Source organism: Jeotgalicoccus coquinae (genome assembly GCF_014207425.1).
Taxonomy (GTDB): Bacteria; Bacillota; Bacilli; order Staphylococcales; family Salinicoccaceae; genus Jeotgalicoccus; species Jeotgalicoccus coquinae.
Genome location: NZ_JACHFF010000002.1, coordinates 355,824 through 371,441, shown reverse-complemented (window position 1 = coordinate 371,441; position 15,618 = coordinate 355,824). Strand labels below are relative to the sequence as shown.

At 42.4% G+C, this 15,618-nt stretch carries 16 protein-coding genes, 1 tRNA gene and 1 riboswitch; of the genes, 1 reads left to right on the top strand and 16 read right to left on the bottom strand.

The window, feature by feature from the left end; translation table 11 throughout:
- Positions 1-89 precede the first annotated feature (89 nt).
- Positions 90-162, top strand: a tRNA-Ala gene (locus tag HNR41_RS08400).
- Between the two features lie 53 nt (positions 163-215).
- Here HNR41_RS08400 and HNR41_RS08395 read toward each other — a convergent pair.
- The 16 genes from HNR41_RS08395 to HNR41_RS08320 all read right to left on the bottom strand — a co-directional run bounded on the left by HNR41_RS08395 (position 216) and on the right by HNR41_RS08320 (position 15,241).
- Positions 216-1,223 carry a beta propeller repeat protein gene (locus tag HNR41_RS08395; RefSeq protein ID WP_184283614.1) on the bottom strand — a complete coding sequence of 336 codons (1,008 nt, stop codon included), beginning with the start codon at positions 1,221-1,223 and terminating at the stop codon, positions 216-218.
- A gap of 16 nt (positions 1,224-1,239) precedes the next feature.
- Positions 1,240-1,878, bottom strand: coding sequence for a pentapeptide repeat-containing protein (locus HNR41_RS08390; protein WP_184283612.1), 639 nt, complete (start codon positions 1,876-1,878; stop codon positions 1,240-1,242).
- Between the two features lie 207 nt (positions 1,879-2,085).
- On the bottom strand, positions 2,086-2,670 hold the full coding sequence (locus HNR41_RS08385; protein WP_184283769.1) for a sugar O-acetyltransferase: 585 nt from the start codon (positions 2,668-2,670) through the stop codon (positions 2,086-2,088).
- A 120-nt stretch (positions 2,671-2,790) separates the two neighbouring features.
- Positions 2,791-3,168 (bottom strand): accessory gene regulator B family protein, encoded by a 378-nt coding sequence (locus tag HNR41_RS08380; RefSeq protein ID WP_184283610.1) that lies wholly within the window; start codon positions 3,166-3,168, stop codon positions 2,791-2,793.
- Positions 3,169-3,226: 58 nt separating this feature from the next.
- The gene (locus HNR41_RS08375) at positions 3,227-3,592 is read right to left on the bottom strand and encodes a hypothetical protein (protein WP_184283608.1); all 366 of its coding nucleotides are present in this window, start codon (positions 3,590-3,592) and stop codon (positions 3,227-3,229) included.
- Positions 3,593-3,668: 76 nt separating this feature from the next.
- Complete coding sequence (locus HNR41_RS08370; protein ID WP_184283606.1) at positions 3,669-4,073, bottom strand: hypothetical protein; 405 nt, start codon at positions 4,071-4,073, stop codon at positions 3,669-3,671.
- Positions 4,074-4,103: 30 nt separating this feature from the next.
- Positions 4,104-5,132, bottom strand: a complete 1,029-nt coding sequence (locus tag HNR41_RS08365; protein ID WP_184283605.1) for a M42 family metallopeptidase — start codon at positions 5,130-5,132, stop codon at positions 4,104-4,106.
- Positions 5,133-5,181: 49 nt separating this feature from the next.
- The gene (locus HNR41_RS08360; protein WP_184283603.1) at positions 5,182-5,964 is read right to left on the bottom strand and encodes a formate/nitrite transporter family protein; all 783 of its coding nucleotides are present in this window, start codon (positions 5,962-5,964) and stop codon (positions 5,182-5,184) included.
- 19 nt (positions 5,965-5,983) lie between these two features.
- Complete coding sequence (locus HNR41_RS08355; RefSeq protein ID WP_184283601.1) at positions 5,984-6,283, bottom strand: cupin domain-containing protein; 300 nt, start codon at positions 6,281-6,283, stop codon at positions 5,984-5,986.
- Positions 6,284-6,371: 88 nt separating this feature from the next.
- Positions 6,372-8,126, bottom strand: coding sequence for a GMC family oxidoreductase (locus HNR41_RS08350; RefSeq protein ID WP_184283599.1), 1,755 nt, complete (start codon positions 8,124-8,126; stop codon positions 6,372-6,374).
- Positions 8,126-8,935 carry a gluconate 2-dehydrogenase subunit 3 family protein gene (locus HNR41_RS08345; protein WP_184283597.1) on the bottom strand — a complete coding sequence of 270 codons (810 nt, stop codon included), beginning with the start codon at positions 8,933-8,935 and terminating at the stop codon, positions 8,126-8,128. Before HNR41_RS08345 ends, HNR41_RS08350 begins: the two co-directional genes overlap by 1 nt.
- Positions 8,936-9,136: 201 nt before the next feature.
- On the bottom strand, positions 9,137-10,798 hold the full coding sequence (gene acsA / locus HNR41_RS08340) for an acetate--CoA ligase (protein WP_184283595.1): 1,662 nt from the start codon (positions 10,796-10,798) through the stop codon (positions 9,137-9,139).
- 16 nt (positions 10,799-10,814) lie between these two features.
- Complete coding sequence (locus HNR41_RS08335; protein WP_184283593.1) at positions 10,815-11,543, bottom strand: ABC transporter ATP-binding protein; 729 nt, start codon at positions 11,541-11,543, stop codon at positions 10,815-10,817.
- Between the two features lie 15 nt (positions 11,544-11,558).
- Positions 11,559-12,404 carry an ABC transporter permease gene (locus HNR41_RS08330; RefSeq protein WP_376698672.1) on the bottom strand — a complete coding sequence of 282 codons (846 nt, stop codon included), beginning with the start codon at positions 12,402-12,404 and terminating at the stop codon, positions 11,559-11,561.
- A 19-nt stretch (positions 12,405-12,423) separates the two neighbouring features.
- Positions 12,424-13,425, bottom strand: a complete 1,002-nt coding sequence (locus HNR41_RS08325) for an aliphatic sulfonate ABC transporter substrate-binding protein (RefSeq protein WP_184283591.1) — start codon at positions 13,423-13,425, stop codon at positions 12,424-12,426.
- 19 nt (positions 13,426-13,444) lie between these two features.
- Complete coding sequence (locus HNR41_RS08320) at positions 13,445-15,241, bottom strand: PLP-dependent aspartate aminotransferase family protein (RefSeq protein WP_184283590.1); 1,797 nt, start codon at positions 15,239-15,241, stop codon at positions 13,445-13,447.
- 69 nt (positions 15,242-15,310) lie between these two features.
- A riboswitch (SAM riboswitch) is annotated at positions 15,311-15,422 on the bottom strand.
- Between the last annotated feature and the right edge of the window lie 196 nt (positions 15,423-15,618).

The following is a 15,618-nucleotide window of genomic DNA, read 5'->3' as shown; positions in this document are numbered from 1 at the left end:
ATTTCTCTTATAATAAGAATACAGTATTTAAAAACTTACTGCTATTGAGTAAAGACCGGGAATGTCCTACAATGAGTATAAATACATACGGGGCCATAGCTCAGCTGGGAGAGCGTTGCGCTGGCAGTGCAAAGGTCAGGGGTTCGAGCCCCCTTGGCTCCACTTAAATTAAAAATCCGATTCATAAAATATGAATCGGATTTTTTGTATTCTATTTAATTAGTAAGACAAGCTGAATTAATTTTATTTCCCACTACTTCTTCCGGGAAATCAACCGGTACTCTCATCCAGCTTTTACCCCGGTCTACTGAGTGATAGACACCTTTGTTATTTACACCGTAAAACACGCCCTGTTCATCCGATGACGTTAACAGATGAGTGACAATCGTTCCTTTGCCTTCAGGCAGTCCTTCTAAGATTTCCTTCCATAGTTCGTCTTTTTGTTTACGGAAAATCTTCATTTCTGTCTTTTCTCTTTCCGGCATATACGCTGATGCGGGTCCCCGGGCACCCGAAACGAGAACGGTATCTTTATCACCCGGGTCGACTGCGACATGGACTAAATACGTAAAGTCGCCAAGACCCTCATTATCCGTCTGCCACGAAACACCTTTGTCATCACTCCACGCATAACCGCCGCCTCCGGCTTCGTAAAGCAGATTGTCATTTTCCGGATGAATAATCACATTATGCACATCAAACTGAGAACCGTCCTTGCGGTCTTCAAAAGACTCTCCCCTATCTACGGAACGCATAATTCCACCGAGCTCAATGCCGGCGAGAACAAATGATTCATCTAACGTACCGCTCGCTATATCTTTAACATGATGCGTATCAGGACGCGGCGGAAAACTCCATTCAGGCTTAGAATGTAAATTCTGAAGTGCAGTCATTTCCATCCAGGTTTCACCATCATCATCTGAATAATACAGTTCACTTGGTTCCGTTCCGACATATAAACGTTTGGATACCGGACTGATATGCAGCGACATTACTCTTTTTGGTAACACATCTTTGCCGACTGCTACAAAAGTCTCACCATTATCACGACTCCTGAACAGGCCGTCATCGAATGTCCCGATGTAAATCGTTTCAGACAATTCATCAGCAGCCACTGCACGCACATCCTCATAGCCTGTCTCTATTTCGTTAATCGACCAGTCCTGTTCACTGCCTGTCACACAAATCACTTTAGATCCTGAAGTAAAATAAATTGAAGTCATTAATATTCCTCCTTATTTAATCATCCTTCACTACGAGTCCCATCAATGCAGCCATCTGAATCGCCTGTATACTTGATACGATACAGCCTTCCAGATCTTCACGCTTAATACTCAATGATTCAAAATGAGATGAGCTGATATCGACACCTTTGAGTGATGTATCAAAAAATCTCGCTTCTGTTAAATCACAGTTTTCAAAACCAATATTCTTAAATTTATTATTATAAAAATCGGCAGTCACCATACGTGCATGTTCAAATAACACACTCTCAAGCTTCGATTCGCTTATGCCTGACAAATTTAGCAGTGACCCCTGAAACTTAACGTTTTTAATTCTGGATTCATCAAAACTGACACCGATCATTTTACAGTTAATAAACTCAACGTTATGCACGGAAGCACCGTTAAATACTGTATTTGAGAAATCACAGTTAATAAATCTCGTATCAGTTAAATCTGCATTATCAAATTCGTTATTCGATAAATTACTGTTCTTAATAACAGAGTTATAAGAAATTAATCTTCTTAAATCCGTATCGAGAAGCTCAGCATCGTTAATCTCAATTCCGTCAAATATCTGATCTTCATCAGCGACAACCGATTCGTATGAAACACTCTCCAATTCAGCAGATATTTTCAGCGGTTTTAATTTCATTTTAAATTCCTCGCAATTCATATAATCATTCTATTTATACCCTCATAAAAAAGACCATAACACACAGAGTGCTACGGTGTTCTAATTCTTCTACTGTGCTATAAAGGATTCCCGACAGATTTTTCATATACTCCGCCTGACAGACTGGAAAATATACAAAATCTCTCTGCAGCACCCGGTAATGAGGATGCAGAAGTGAAGATTGAATTATTTAATTTTATCTTCCAGATTACTAATAAATTTTGCAGGATTTCCTGCAACAATTGTATTGGCAGGTACATCTTTTGTAACTACCGAACCTGCTGCAACAATTGAATTTTCTCCGATTGTTACTCCCGGAAGTACTGTAGCACTGGAGCCAATCCAGGCATTCTTTTCAAGCACGATCGGCAGTAAGTACATCGTGCCTCTGTTATTTGGATTATAGTCATGATTAATCGTTGCAAGAACAACATTGTGACCGATTAAGCTGCCATCTCCAATAGTGATACCGCCCTGATCCTGAAAACGGCATCCCGAATTAATAAATACATTCTTGCCAATCTTAATATTCTTGCCGAAATCAGCAGTAAACGGCACAAATAAAGAAAAGCTGTCATCTATTTCATGACCGGTAATGCCAGACATATAATTTCTAATCTCGTCGTCAGTATAAACACTATTATTCAGTTCTGCACATAATCTTCTTGTCTCTGCAGAAAACTTCCTCATTGCTGCATCTTCATCAGATCCGGCATTAAGCACGCCGTCTCTCTGCATGTTTTTTAAAAGTGTCTCGAGTTCCAAAATCATCATCTCCAACTTTAGTATTGGTAATACTTATATACCCTTTCTCTAAGTATAAATGCTGAAGTCTGCTTCAGGTCAATAAAAAACCAGCTTCCTCATACTAAGGAAACTGGTTTGGGCAGATTAAACTCCGTCCGTACTTTTTTTAAAGTTAAATTGAGAGAGTAATGGTAAAGCAACCAGCAGAAACCAGAATTCCGCTTTGTAAATATTGAATAAATCACCTGCCGGCTCCCCAACAAAAATATTTAAACTGATAGTAACCAGCCATATGATTACAATAGACGACAGCAAATACCTTCTGCTTCTTTTTCTTTCATTTTTATCAATTTCCTCTTCAGGATCATCTTTAGCAAAAATATAAATTAATCCTATGACAATCCACACCAGTACCATCGGTCCGAATTGAACAATCCAGGAAGTACCGGGAAAGAAGTCGGCAATAATCATGATTAAAATCGAAATGTACAATGACAAGATTAAAATTACACTTCTGGACACACTAACAACACCCTATTTTTATATTTAAAAGTTGAATACCCTGTTGTAAATAAAATATTCAAGATTCTCTTTCTTTAACCTTACTGTAGACACTGCTCAGCAGCGGTACAGCAATAAAGATAGTCCAAAAACTCAAACTATATATGTTAAACAGCTCTGTTGACGGTTCTCCGACAGCAACATTCATGCTGATAACGACCAGACAAAGCGAGATCAGCAGAAAAAGCCGGTATAATATTGGAGCTTTTTTATTTTCTTCTTCATTATTATCTTTATCTAAGACAACCGAGAGCACTGTGACAATTCCGACGACAATTATTGGTCCGTACTGTATATACCATGGAATTGTATGATAGAAATCCAGAATGATTAAATTAATTAAAGTCACATACAATGAACCTCTTAATAATTCACCTTTTACCACACTAACAACACCCTATTTTTATATTTAAAGGTTGATTAAATCTGTTGTAAATCTATGTAACATAATAATTAAAATATTAAGCTTTAAACCGTCTCTCCATTATCTTGATGTATACTCTGTTCAGAATCGGCACAGCAGCAAAAAATATCCAGAAGCCTAACTCCCCTATGTTCAAAATATCGTTTTTCGGTTCTCCGAAAAACAGATTCATCCCTACTGTCGGAATTAAAATAGATAACAGGATAAGATCCTGGATGAAGTAAATCTTCTTTACGTCTTTTTGTGGTTCTCTATCCGTTTCTTCCTGTTCCAGGTCTTCTTCATCATTCATGTCCAGTATAATGATAATGGCAGTAATACCTCCGAATACTATTAGCGGACCAAATTGGATATACCACGGAATTCCGTCAAAGAAATCTGTGACAATGGCTATTATCGACGAGATGTACACTGAACCTATTAAAAAAACATATTTAAACATCAGCAGCAGCACCTTAATGAAGTGATTTTATTAATTCTGAATGTATTCAGAAACCAGTTCAAACGTGTTTTCCAGTGCATCGATATGCGTACGTTCCATACCGTGACTGCTCGCCACTCCAGGTCCGATCAATGCTGCTTTAATGTTTGCACCGCCGCCCAGTGCTGCTGATGCGTCACTGCCGTACATCGGATAAATATCCACCGCATAGCTCAGTTCTTTTTCTTTCGCAAAGTTAATCAGCTTTGTCGTCATATCGTAATCGTACGGACCTGATGAATCTTTCGCACAGATTGATACATCGTATTCCATACATTCAAGATCCAGCCCGATACAGCCCATATCCACTGCAAGAAGCTCTGTAATATCTTCCGGAATCCATGCTGCACCATGTCCAACTTCTTCATATGTCGAGAAGATAAATTTCAGATTCGTCGATGGTACAATATTTTCCTGTTTCATCATTTTTAAGATACTGACAAGTACAGCCACTGATGCTTTATCGTCCAGGAAGCGTGATTTAATAAATCCTGAATCCGTCACAACGACTTTCGGATCGTATGCGACAATATCACCGTTCTGAATACCAATATTTTGTACATCTTCTTTATTCTCTACACGTTCGTCCAGTTTTACAATCAGACTGTCGATATCACGTTCTTTCGTCGATGCGTCTTTAAACACGTGAATTGATGGTGATTTTGACAGAATCGTTCCTGTGTACACTTTGTCATCGCGCGTAATAATATCGCAGTATTCACCATCCAGTGTCGGAGTCAGCGGTCCGCCGAGTTTAGTCAGCGATAATGTACCGTCCGAGTTAATTGAACGTACCATCAGACCCAGCGTATCTACGTGGGCACTCAGTCCCCGTGTCACCTCAGCATTTTCACCGTCTACCTGAACAATAAGGTTCCCCTTTGGTGTTGTGAGAGTTTCATAACCGATGTCTTCAATTGTTTCCCGTAAAAAACTTACCGCATTGTTCGTATAACCTGTCGGACTGTTAATTGATAACAGCTTTGTTAAAAATGAAATTGTACCGTCTCTTTTAAACATTATTACAGCTCCCCTTTTGTTTAAATTATTTCTTTCTGTAAACTATACACTAAATCTTTTCCTTATACCCGCCATTCAAATAATAGTAAATACATGCAACGAAAATCCCGCCGCCGATAATATTACCTATAGTGACCGGAATTAAATTATAGATGAATCCGCCGACTGTCACTGTATCCACACTGCTGTGCAGAAGGGCGATTGCCATAATTACCATGTTGGCAATACTGTGCTCAAAGCCCACTGCAACGAATGCAAAAATCAGCACAAAAATCAATGACAGCTTCGCCATTTCATTGGTTGCACGCGTCGACGTCCAGATTGCCAGACATACCAGCCAGTTACATAAAATGCCCTGGAACAGGAGGGGAATAAAGCCGTCGCTCATCTTCCCGGCTGCTGTAAATACTGTATAACTGTCGACATTAATTTCCGGGAATATCCCGCTTAAGTAAACAAAGTACGAAAATGCGAGTGCACCGATTAAATTCCCAATGTAACACCAGATCAAGAGTACTGTCGTCTGTTTCCACGTAATTGTTTTGGTCAGTGCACCGAATGCAAATATCATAACGTTGCCTGTAAATAAATCAGACCCTGCCCATATAACAATTGCCAGTGCGACACCGAATGTAATACCTGTGATCAGGTTAACAAATGGAGAGTCCACTGCAAATAACGGCCCGCCCATGAAAAACAATACGATACAGCCTACACCGATATACGCACCCGCGAGCATCGATGAGACCAAAAATTTCATATGTGATTCTTCATAATAATTCAATTTATTCCGCGCACTGATGCTCATTGTTTTTATTGTCTCTCTGTACATATCAAATGCTCCTAAATATTTACTTTAAAAATACTACAAGAAAATCAGTATCCGTGACCGCTTCAACACTGTGCATTTCTTCTGCTTCCATAAACAGAATATCACTGTCCTGAAGTAAGTATTCCTCATCCGGACAAATAAACTTCACTGTACCGCTCCGCACGATAATAAAAACAGGGTTTTTAGAATTATGTTCCGGAATCTCTTCCCCTGTTTTCAGCTGAATATTGACGATATTCGACTGTTCGTTCCCGAATATCTTTTTAATTGATTTATCTTTAGTCTTAAGTTCACTCTCTGTATGAATCAATTTCGCCATAATATATCCGCTCCTTTTAGCTGCTATTATACATTAAGGCATTAAAAAACTCCCTGACCGACGGTCAGGGAGTGCTGGTTGTTTTATGCTATGCTCTCATTGTTTTACTTTTCGCTGTCGCAAGCTGTCCGCCTTCATCTAAGAAGCGTTCAACGCCTTCAGCTGCTCTGTATGCCAGTGCACCGATAGTCGGTGTCGGGTGATGTCCGCCGAACTGCGGGAATGCAGATCCGCCGACAACAAACAGGTTATCAACATCCCACATCTGCAGGTAGTTATTCACTACTGATGTTTCGGGATCGTCCCCCATTACTACACCGCCTGTATAATGTCCGCCTGAGAATACATGGTCGAATTCCTCGGCAATTTCATCTTCTTCAATGATGTCAGCGCCCATTTCTTCCATAATCTCACGGCATTTTTCAACACCGAATTTCGCAATCGGTTTTTCGTTCGAACCAAATTTATACGTAATGCGAAGTAACGGATCGCCGTACTCATCTTTGTACGTCGGATCGAGATCCACATAGTTATGCCAGTATGACATCGCGATATTTGTATACCAGATGCGCAGTGCACTGTGTGCATATTTCAGCGATTCCGCTTTATAATCCGCACCCCAGCTCGGGACTTCTCTCGTGTAGTTATTACTGCTCGAGATTGCTGCGAAGCCGTATTGTCTTAATTCAATTGCCCCGCCGCCGATAAAGTCCAGATCCGAATGGTCAAAGTTATCTGCTGCATAGTCGTTAACGGCTGCACCAAGTGCTCCCGCTCCCATGTACAGGTTGAACTGCTTATCATTGAAGAATCCTCTGACACCATGGAATGCAGAGTTGTACTGGCCGTTAAAGTTACGGCCGATCAGCCCTTCACGTGTTTTCGGATCGTACTGCTCACCGATATCCGACAGCATCAGCAGTCTGTTGTTTGTAAATGCGAATGCCGCAAGTACGACAACATCTGCAGGCTGCTCGAACTCTTCACCTGTCGTTTCATCGACGTACATTACACCTGTTGCTTCTTTGCTGTCGTCATCGTAAAGTACGCGGCGCACATTTGCGCGCGTGCGCAGTTCAAAGTTATCATGTCTCATCGCTGTCGGAATTACTGTTGCCAGCGGATCCGATTTCGCATCAAAGTCACATCCTGCTCTCGTACAGAACGAACAGTACATACATGCATTCAGCTTTTCCCCATCCGGGTTTTCATAGTTCTGTGACATATTACCTGCAGCTATCTGAAACGGATGAAGTCCCAGGTTCGTCGCAGCATCTTTAAACATTTTTAATGATGGTGTTTCATTTAACGGAGGATTCGGCCAGGGCTTGTTACGCTCCGGTGCCATCGGATCCTGCTCTCCTGAAATACCCGCTGTGTCTTCCCATTTTTCATAATAAGGTTCCAGTTCCTCATATGTAATCCCCCAGTCCTGAAGGCTCATATCGTCAGGAATCTTATCTTCACCGTAGCGTTCAATCGTCTGGCTGCGGATTTCAAATTCATACGGCCAGTATCTGTAGGACGCTCCGGCCCAGTGCACACTCGCACCGCCAAGATCTATACCCATCTGGTTATCCTGCATCGTTCTGATAGGGAGTGCTGTATCGTCAATTTCGTTTCTCGATGTTATAGTATCTCCTTTTAAGCTCTGCATAATTTCGAACCGGTTATCAAAACGAAGCTCATCTTTCACTCCGATGTAGTCACTTCTCGTCGCGTGGTTACCTTTTTCAAGGCCCACTACATTTTTACCTGCTTTGGCAAGTTCTGCACTGACAATACCGCCAGCCCAGCCCATACCGACAACAACAGCATCAACTTTATCGAGTACTTCTGCCATTAGATTCCGCCCCCTTGATATGCTCTCAGACTTTCCGGTTCCAGTTCAACGAACTCTTCGGAAGTAATCTCATCCATCCAGCCCATACGGGGACCCGGATACTGAATCATCTTCCAGCCTTCCATATTCTTGTTGCCGCCGTATACCGGATCGGCGTATACACCTTCAATTGTCGTATTGCGGAGCAGTGAGAAGAACGCTGCTGCACGCATTCCAGGTACTTCCACATCTCCGGATTCGAAAGCTCTTAAGATTTCGTCCTGCACATCCGGTTCAAGTTTTACAAACTCTTCATCATGTTCTTCAACTGCATATTCTCGCAAGCGTCTGATACCAAGCAGGAACATTTCCCCGCGTGTTAATTTCTCCTGGCGGCCATGTGTATCGGAAGCCATCGGCTCGTAAGGTCCCATGCGGTAATCCGTCCCATTTGTCCCCCACGTACCGTAAAGCTGATTATCGATAAAGTACGGTACGCCAAGCTCAATAGCACCCGGTCCGTTGTCATCTTCCGGATAAATTCTTTCTGTCGCTGCTGCAAGTGCTGCAAAATCTTCCTGTCTGCTGAAGAAAGTACGTGCCGCAAACTCCGGCGTTTCCGCACCGCCTTCGCCGCCCTCAGCAGTTTCACCGCCTGTACCGGTTTCAGCTGATTCCGAATCCTGATCAGAACCGAATTGAAATCCTGTAAATCCGCCCAACAGTGCACCGCCGGCAATACCCCCGGCCGCTACACCTGTCGTTTTAAGAAAATCACGCCGCGAAAACACCTTCTCATCACTGTTGTTATCTGATCCTTTTTTAACCATGAAAGCCATCCCCCTCTTTACTTTGATTAAATTAAAAATGTTCTTATACCGAGTTTAATACGCTTTCACAAAGTTGTCAAAATTACTAAATAATTATAAAAATACTATATGTATGAATAAACTGTGACAAAAACCGGATAGATTCATTTAAAAAAGCCTGTACTACAGAGTATCTACCCTGTAATACAGACTTTTCTCTTCCTATATAGAGTTTACTGCATTTATCTTTTCTATCTCGGTTTTCTTCAGTTCTCTTCGTAATATTTTCCCACTGATTGTTGTTTTCGGCAGTTCCTGCATCACCTCTATTTCTTTTGGTGCTGCATGGGCTGCCAGATTATTTCTGACAAAAACACGGATTTCCTCGAGCAGTTTCGGCGATTCTTTATAACCGTTTCTGAGCACGATAAACGCCTTCACTATCTCACCGCGAAGTTTATCCGGCTTGCCGATAACTCCTGCTTCCTGAATCGCTTCGTGTTCAATTAACTTGCTCTCTACTTCAAACGGGCCGATTCTTTCACCTGCTGAGTTAATCATGTCATCATCACGGCTCTGGAAAAAAATAAAATCTTCTGCATCCTGATAAGCGAGGTCACCCGAAATATACCATCCTTCATATTTAAAATAGGAATTGAATTTATCCTTGTTCCCCCAAATATCTTTCATCATGCCGGGCCATGGTGTTTTTACAGCAAGCTGACCTGTTTCTCCCCGCGGCACAATCTTGCCTGCTTCATCCAGAATACCGATTTCAATACCGGGAAACGGCCGTCCCATCGATCCCGGTTTAATTTTCTCACCAGGTAAATTGACGACGAGGTGCGCTCCTGTTTCAGTCATCCACCATGTATCATGAATTCTGACACCGAGTTCCTGCCATGCCCAATAAATGACTTCCGGGTTCAGCGGTTCCCCGACGCTTAATATATGTCTCAACGAAGACAAATCATAGTTTTTCAAAATATCACCCTGCGACAGCAGCATTCTGAAAGCTGTCGGTGCACTGTACCATATCGTCACTTTCAGTTCTGCAATAAGTTTGTACCATTCTTCCGCTTTAAAACGGCCGCCCTGAATAACAATCGTTGCCCGGTTCAGCCACGGTGCAAATATTCCATAGACACTTCCGGTCACCCAGCCCGGATGCGATGTGCACCAGTAAATGTCATCATCTTTAATATCGAGCACCCATTTACCTGAATGATACTGATGCGGCAGCACTTTATGCGCAAGCAGCACACCTTTTGGTTTACCTGTTGAGCCGCTCGTATAATGAATGAGCATACCGTCTTCTTTATCCATCCATTCTACATAATCTTCCCCGGTATTTAAATACGGCTCCGCTTCAATATCTTCAGCATAAAGAATCGTTTTAAGTGACGGGATATCTCCACGCGGCACCCGCTTCGCCATGTCTTTATCCGTAATCAGCAGTGTACCTTCACAATCATTAATTCTGTCGCGGACAGCATCTTCCATAAATGCTTCAAACAAAGGTCCAGCGATAGCACCGATTTTTATGACTGCAAGTATGGCGATATAGCACTCGGGAGTTTTCGGTAGAAATACAAATACTCTGTCGCTTTTTTTAACGCCATTTCTTTTTAATATGCGTGCGTAATGATCAGTCTTTTCTTTCACTTCCTGAAACGTATAGCTGATTCGCTCATCCCCATTAACATAATGCAGTGCGGTTTTTTTGCCGTAACCGTCATCGACATGACGGTCTATCGTTTCATATGCAATATTCAGTTTAGAATCTATATTGTCCCAAGTGAAATTATTTCGCACTTCTTCATAGTCCGAAAGGTTATACGTTCCTGCCAACGGTTCAATCATTCTCTCTGTATTCGATGTCATAATAAAAGCTCCTTTATCAGATGTTCTCTAAATCCAGATTGCCTAATATCTCTGTCTTATATGCTGCAAGTTCCGCGCTGCCTCTGTCTCTCGGACGCGGTTCATTCAATGTAAGTTCGTGTCCCACTGTGCCCGGCTGATCTTTTAAAACGACAATCTTGTCGCACAGGTATGTCGCTTCCTCGATATCATGTGTCACCAGAACAATTGTTGTATTGTACTCCCGCCATATATTTAACAATAGATCCTGGAGCTGCATTTTAGTAAAAGCATCCAGCGCGCTGAACGGTTCGTCGAGCAACAGTACCTCAGGGGATGTAATCAATGCACGTGCAATCGCCACTCTCTGCGCCATACCGCCCGATAATTCTTTCGGATAAAGTTCTTCATGAGCAGCGAGGCCGACGTCCGTCAAATATTTTCTTCCTAGTTTCTGCTGTTCTTCTTTACTGCCTTTAAGACCGAAAGTTACATTTTCAAGCGCATTCAGCCAGGGCATTAAACGCGGCTCCTGGAAGATGAATCCTGTGGATTTGTCTACACCGCCTGATACAGTACCGTTAATTTCCACAGTTCCTTCATAACCGTTATCCAGTCCGGAAACAGCTCTTAACACAGTACTTTTTCCGCAGCCGCTTTTTCCGAGCAGACCGATAATTTCACCGGGGGCCGCTTCAAAAGAAATATTCTGAACGACCTTTTTGCCGTTAAATTCACGGCCGACATTATTAATTTTCAATCCCATATTGAAGTCCTCCTTTTAAGCTTTCCCGGCATTGTCCTGCCAGTGTAATGAACGCAGCTCCACAGTTTTCAATATCCAGTCGGATAATTTTCCAATAATCGCAAACAGTACAATACTCGCTAAGATTGTTTCTGGGGATAATGTATTCTGTCCGAGGACAAGTAAATAACCAAGCCCTGTACTTGCACCCATCAGTTCAGCTGCCACAACGAACATCCATCCGAGTCCGAGTCCACTTCTTAACCCTGTTAAGAATGACGGCAATGAAGCTGGAAGTATGACCCGTTTGATTAACTGAAATGTATTCAATCCGTACATCTTTCCGACTTCAATTAATTTCCTGTCAACACCGCCAATACCGCTGACGACGTTCAGATAGACCGGGAAAAATACACCAACAGCAATCATCGTTACTTTTGAAGGCTCGCCGATGCCCATCCAGAGAATGAAAAGCGGCACCCATGCCAGTGAGGGGATTGAGCGAAATGCCTGAATCATCGGATCAAATATCTGTTCTGCTTTAGAGTAAAATCCAACAACTCCACCTAATATGACTGCAAATGCTGTACCAATTAAAAATCCGATAAATACTCTGTAAACCGTGATGCCGATATGTCCCCACAGACTCCCATCAGCAGCGAGTCCGAGGATTGTTTCCAAAATCACGCTTGGTGCAGGCAGCTGGTATGACGGCACTACTCCAGTACGACTGAGTATTTCCCATACTGCAATTAAAATCACAGGCAGTGCTGCACCTAAAATTACCGGCTGCAGTCTGCTCTTTCCTGAAGTATTACGTGTTTTAACTGCTTTCTTTTTGCTGCTTAATGTCCCTTGTGTCAGTTCAATACTGTTTTTCAAAAAAACACTCCTTTTCAAACTAATTCGCAGATTCTATTACATCTTCTGCGTAAGATGAATCGATGAGTTCATCAGTCAGCTGCTCCACGTCTGTGTTTTCTTTAACTGCTTCAGTTTCCTGAAGTATTTTTCCTGCTTCAATCACTGACTCGCGGTGATCAGCTCCCGGCACCGGGTTTGAGAAATCATTGCGTTCGAGCTGTTTCACTGCCACTTCTTTATCAATCCCTGCTTCTCTCATCAATATTTCAGCCGCTTCGTCTGGGTTTTCCTGTATCCATGCACGTGCTTTTTCATAAACTTTAATCACACGGTTAACATGTTCCGGATGAGCTTCAGCAAATTCTTCTCTGACATTTAAAAAGCTGTACGTATTGAAGTCCGGGTTTCTGTAAAACAGTTCTGCACCGGACTCTACTTCAAGTCGTGCCATATGTGGATCCAGCCCTGCCCATGCATCCACACCGTCATTATTCAGTGTTGTAGCACCGTCGCTGTGTTGCAAGTTCACAATTTCCACATCCTCCTGTGAAAGTCCTTCTTCCGACAGTGCACGAAGTAAGAAGATGTACGGATCAGTACCCAGTGTTGCAGCAACCTTCTTCCCTTTTAAATCCTGGACGGATTCAATATCCGAATCTTTGTTTTTAACAAGTGCTGTCCATTCCGGTTTTGAAGCAATGTATACACCTTTAATCGGTGCACCGTTTGCTTTTGACATCAGTGCTGCAGCTCCTGCCGATGAACCGAAATCAACGCTGTCGCTGTTTAAAAATTCAAGTGCCTTATTACTCCCATGACTGAGTGTCCATGACACTTCAATACCGTCTTCTTCAAATTCTTCTTCAGCCCACCCGAACTCTTTCAGCACTAAACTTGTCGGTGAGTAGTATGCATAATCCAAACGGATTTCTTCCGGGTTTTCAGATGATGACGCGTCGCTTGATGAGCATCCTGCCAGTGCAGCGATTAAAGTCAAGGCTGCAAACAGCCACAGCTTGTCAGTAAATTTTTTTTTCATATTTGCTTGTCCCCTTTATTTAAATCTCACATGCATATGTGGATATCGTTCCGCGTAGACGCTGTGCTTCTTTGTATGTGCAGCGGTTATGAATCACCTGCAAACCTCCATTCCTTGCAATATTTGCCGCTTCCGGTGAAATGACACCTTCCTGCAGCCAGAAAACTTTCGGCTGAACTTCGAGTGCTTCTTTGGCAATACCTATCGCCGCTTCCGGACTTCTGAATACCTGAACGACATCTATCGGTTCTGGTACACTCTTCAGATCCGCATATGCTGTTTCACCAAGTATTTCTTTTTCTCCTGGATTAACCGGAATTATTTTATAACCGAGACGCTGCATTTTTCTTGCCAGACGGTAACTCGGTCTTGATTCCTTTCCGCTCAAACCAACAACCGCAATCGTCTTCTGACGGCTGAATTCGCTACCGCTGTTAACTACCTTTTCAACTGGGGAATTAAGAATCCACTTAATAATCCCTTCATCGTTAATAACTATTTCTTTTGCGGTACCTGCATCTAAACCAGTCGCTTTAGCGAGTGCCTGATTTAAATCATTCTGTATATCCTTGATGGATTCGATGCCGACAGACAGTCGAACGAGTTCTTCGTGTACTCCGGTTTCTTCGAGCTGCTCTTTCGTCAGCTGCTGGTGTGTCGTCGATGCCGGATGAATAATTAATGATTTAGCATCTCCGACATTGGCGACGTGAGACCAGAGCGCAACGTTGTCGATGAGTTTTTTACCTGCTGCTTTACCGCCTTTAATACCGAAAGTAATAATCGAACCAAAACCGTTTCTTAACACCCTTTTTGCTATATCGTGTGAAGGATGATTTTCCAGACCGGGATATGTCACCCAGTCTATTGCAGGATGTGCTGATAAAAACTCAACCAGTTTTTCTGCATTTTCATTATGTCTTTCAACCCGGACATGCAATGTCTCCAGTCCCTGAATTAGCTGGAATGCATTATTCGGGCTGAGTGTTGCACCGAAATCACGGAGCAGCTGCACACGGATTTTAGTGCTGAATGCCAGTGTTCCAAAATCAGATGCGTAACGGATTCCGTTGTAGCTTGAATCCGGTTCTGTGAACTCGGGGAATTTATCAGTGTTCCAGTTAAACCGGCCGCCGTCGATGACAATACCGCCGATTGATGTACCATGTCCGCCAATCCACTTCGTCGCGGAGTGGACAACAATGTCGGCACCTAATGTAATTGGTTTACATGTATGTGGTGTTGCAAAAGTATTATCAATAATTAATGGCACACCATGTTCATGTGCAATATTGGCAACAGCTTCAATATCGAGCACCTGCAGACCCGGATTTCCGATTGTTTCTCCGAATACTGCTTTTGTTTTACTCGTAATCGCCGCTCTGAAATTCTCGGGATCTTCAGGATTCACAAATTTTACATTGATACCGTATCTCGGCAGCGTCACTGCGAATAAATTATATGTGCCGCCGTACAAATTCGAGCCTGCGACAATTTCGTCACCTGCACTTGCCAGATTAAGAATTGAAAGCGTAATTGCAGACATTCCTGATGAAGTCGCAACAGCTGCAACACCCTCTTCGAGCAGCGCCATGCGTTTTTCGAAAACTTCCACCGTCGGATTGCCGATACGGGAATAAATATTGCCCGGTTCATCTAAAGAAAATAAACTCTCTGCATGATCTGTGTCGTGGAATACGTAAGACGTCGTCTGATAGATGGGAACCGCTCTTGAACCTGTCGTCGGGTCAGGTGACTGACCGCCGTGAAGTGATAATGTCTCCAAGTCGTAAGTAGTGTTGTGCTCGCTTGTCATTTCAATTCCTCCAATTTTGATAAAATAAAAAAGCCCTCTTCTGTTTAAAGAAGAGAGCTTCCGATTCTCCTCTTATCTGCCAGGAATAAAATCCTGCTGGAATTAGCACCTTTTTGAGCAATAAATGCTCAATGGTTGCCGGGTTTCAAAGGGCCAGTCCCTCCACCGCTCTAGATAAGCAAAACTATTAATTTGTTAATGCCTACTACGGTACTATGCTTAATTTTATTTGTCAAACAATATTTTAAATTTTTAGTATATTAGGATAATTAGGTGTCTGAAAAAAACAACATTTTCTCCATATTAAATGAGTAAACAAGAAATTAAAGGGTAATAGTACAACTACATCACCGGTTAATCTTCTGATTAAGTTATCG

What these genes read in the sequence shown, in the direction of transcription:
- HNR41_RS08335 (WP_184283593.1), bottom strand. Translation starts at nt 11,543, where the DNA reads ATGGGATTGAAAATTAATAATGTCGGCCGTGAATTTAACGGCAAAAAG.
- acsA (WP_184283595.1), bottom strand. Translation starts at nt 10,798, where the DNA reads ATGACATCGAATACAGAGAGAATGATTGAACCGTTGGCAGGAACGTAT.
- HNR41_RS08355 (WP_184283601.1), bottom strand. Translation starts at nt 6,283, where the DNA reads ATGGCGAAATTGATTCATACAGAGAGTGAACTTAAGACTAAAGATAAA.
- HNR41_RS08365 (WP_184283605.1), bottom strand. Translation starts at nt 5,132, where the DNA reads ATGTTTAAAAGAGACGGTACAATTTCATTTTTAACAAAGCTGTTATCA.
- HNR41_RS08345 (WP_184283597.1), bottom strand. Translation starts at nt 8,935, where the DNA reads ATGGTTAAAAAAGGATCAGATAACAACAGTGATGAGAAGGTGTTTTCG.
- HNR41_RS08390 (WP_184283612.1), bottom strand. Translation starts at nt 1,878, where the DNA reads ATGAAATTAAAACCGCTGAAAATATCTGCTGAATTGGAGAGTGTTTCA.
- HNR41_RS08350 (WP_184283599.1), bottom strand. Translation starts at nt 8,126, where the DNA reads ATGGCAGAAGTACTCGATAAAGTTGATGCTGTTGTTGTCGGTATGGGC.
- HNR41_RS08320 (WP_184283590.1), bottom strand. Translation starts at nt 15,241, where the DNA reads ATGACAAGCGAGCACAACACTACTTACGACTTGGAGACATTATCACTT.
- HNR41_RS08325 (WP_184283591.1), bottom strand. Translation starts at nt 13,425, where the DNA reads ATGAAAAAAAAATTTACTGACAAGCTGTGGCTGTTTGCAGCCTTGACT.
- HNR41_RS08370 (WP_184283606.1), bottom strand. Translation starts at nt 4,073, where the DNA reads ATGTTTAAATATGTTTTTTTAATAGGTTCAGTGTACATCTCGTCGATA.
- HNR41_RS08395 (WP_184283614.1), bottom strand. Translation starts at nt 1,223, where the DNA reads ATGACTTCAATTTATTTTACTTCAGGATCTAAAGTGATTTGTGTGACA.
- HNR41_RS08360 (WP_184283603.1), bottom strand. Translation starts at nt 5,964, where the DNA reads ATGTACAGAGAGACAATAAAAACAATGAGCATCAGTGCGCGGAATAAA.
- HNR41_RS08385 (WP_184283769.1), bottom strand. Translation starts at nt 2,670, where the DNA reads ATGATTTTGGAACTCGAGACACTTTTAAAAAACATGCAGAGAGACGGC.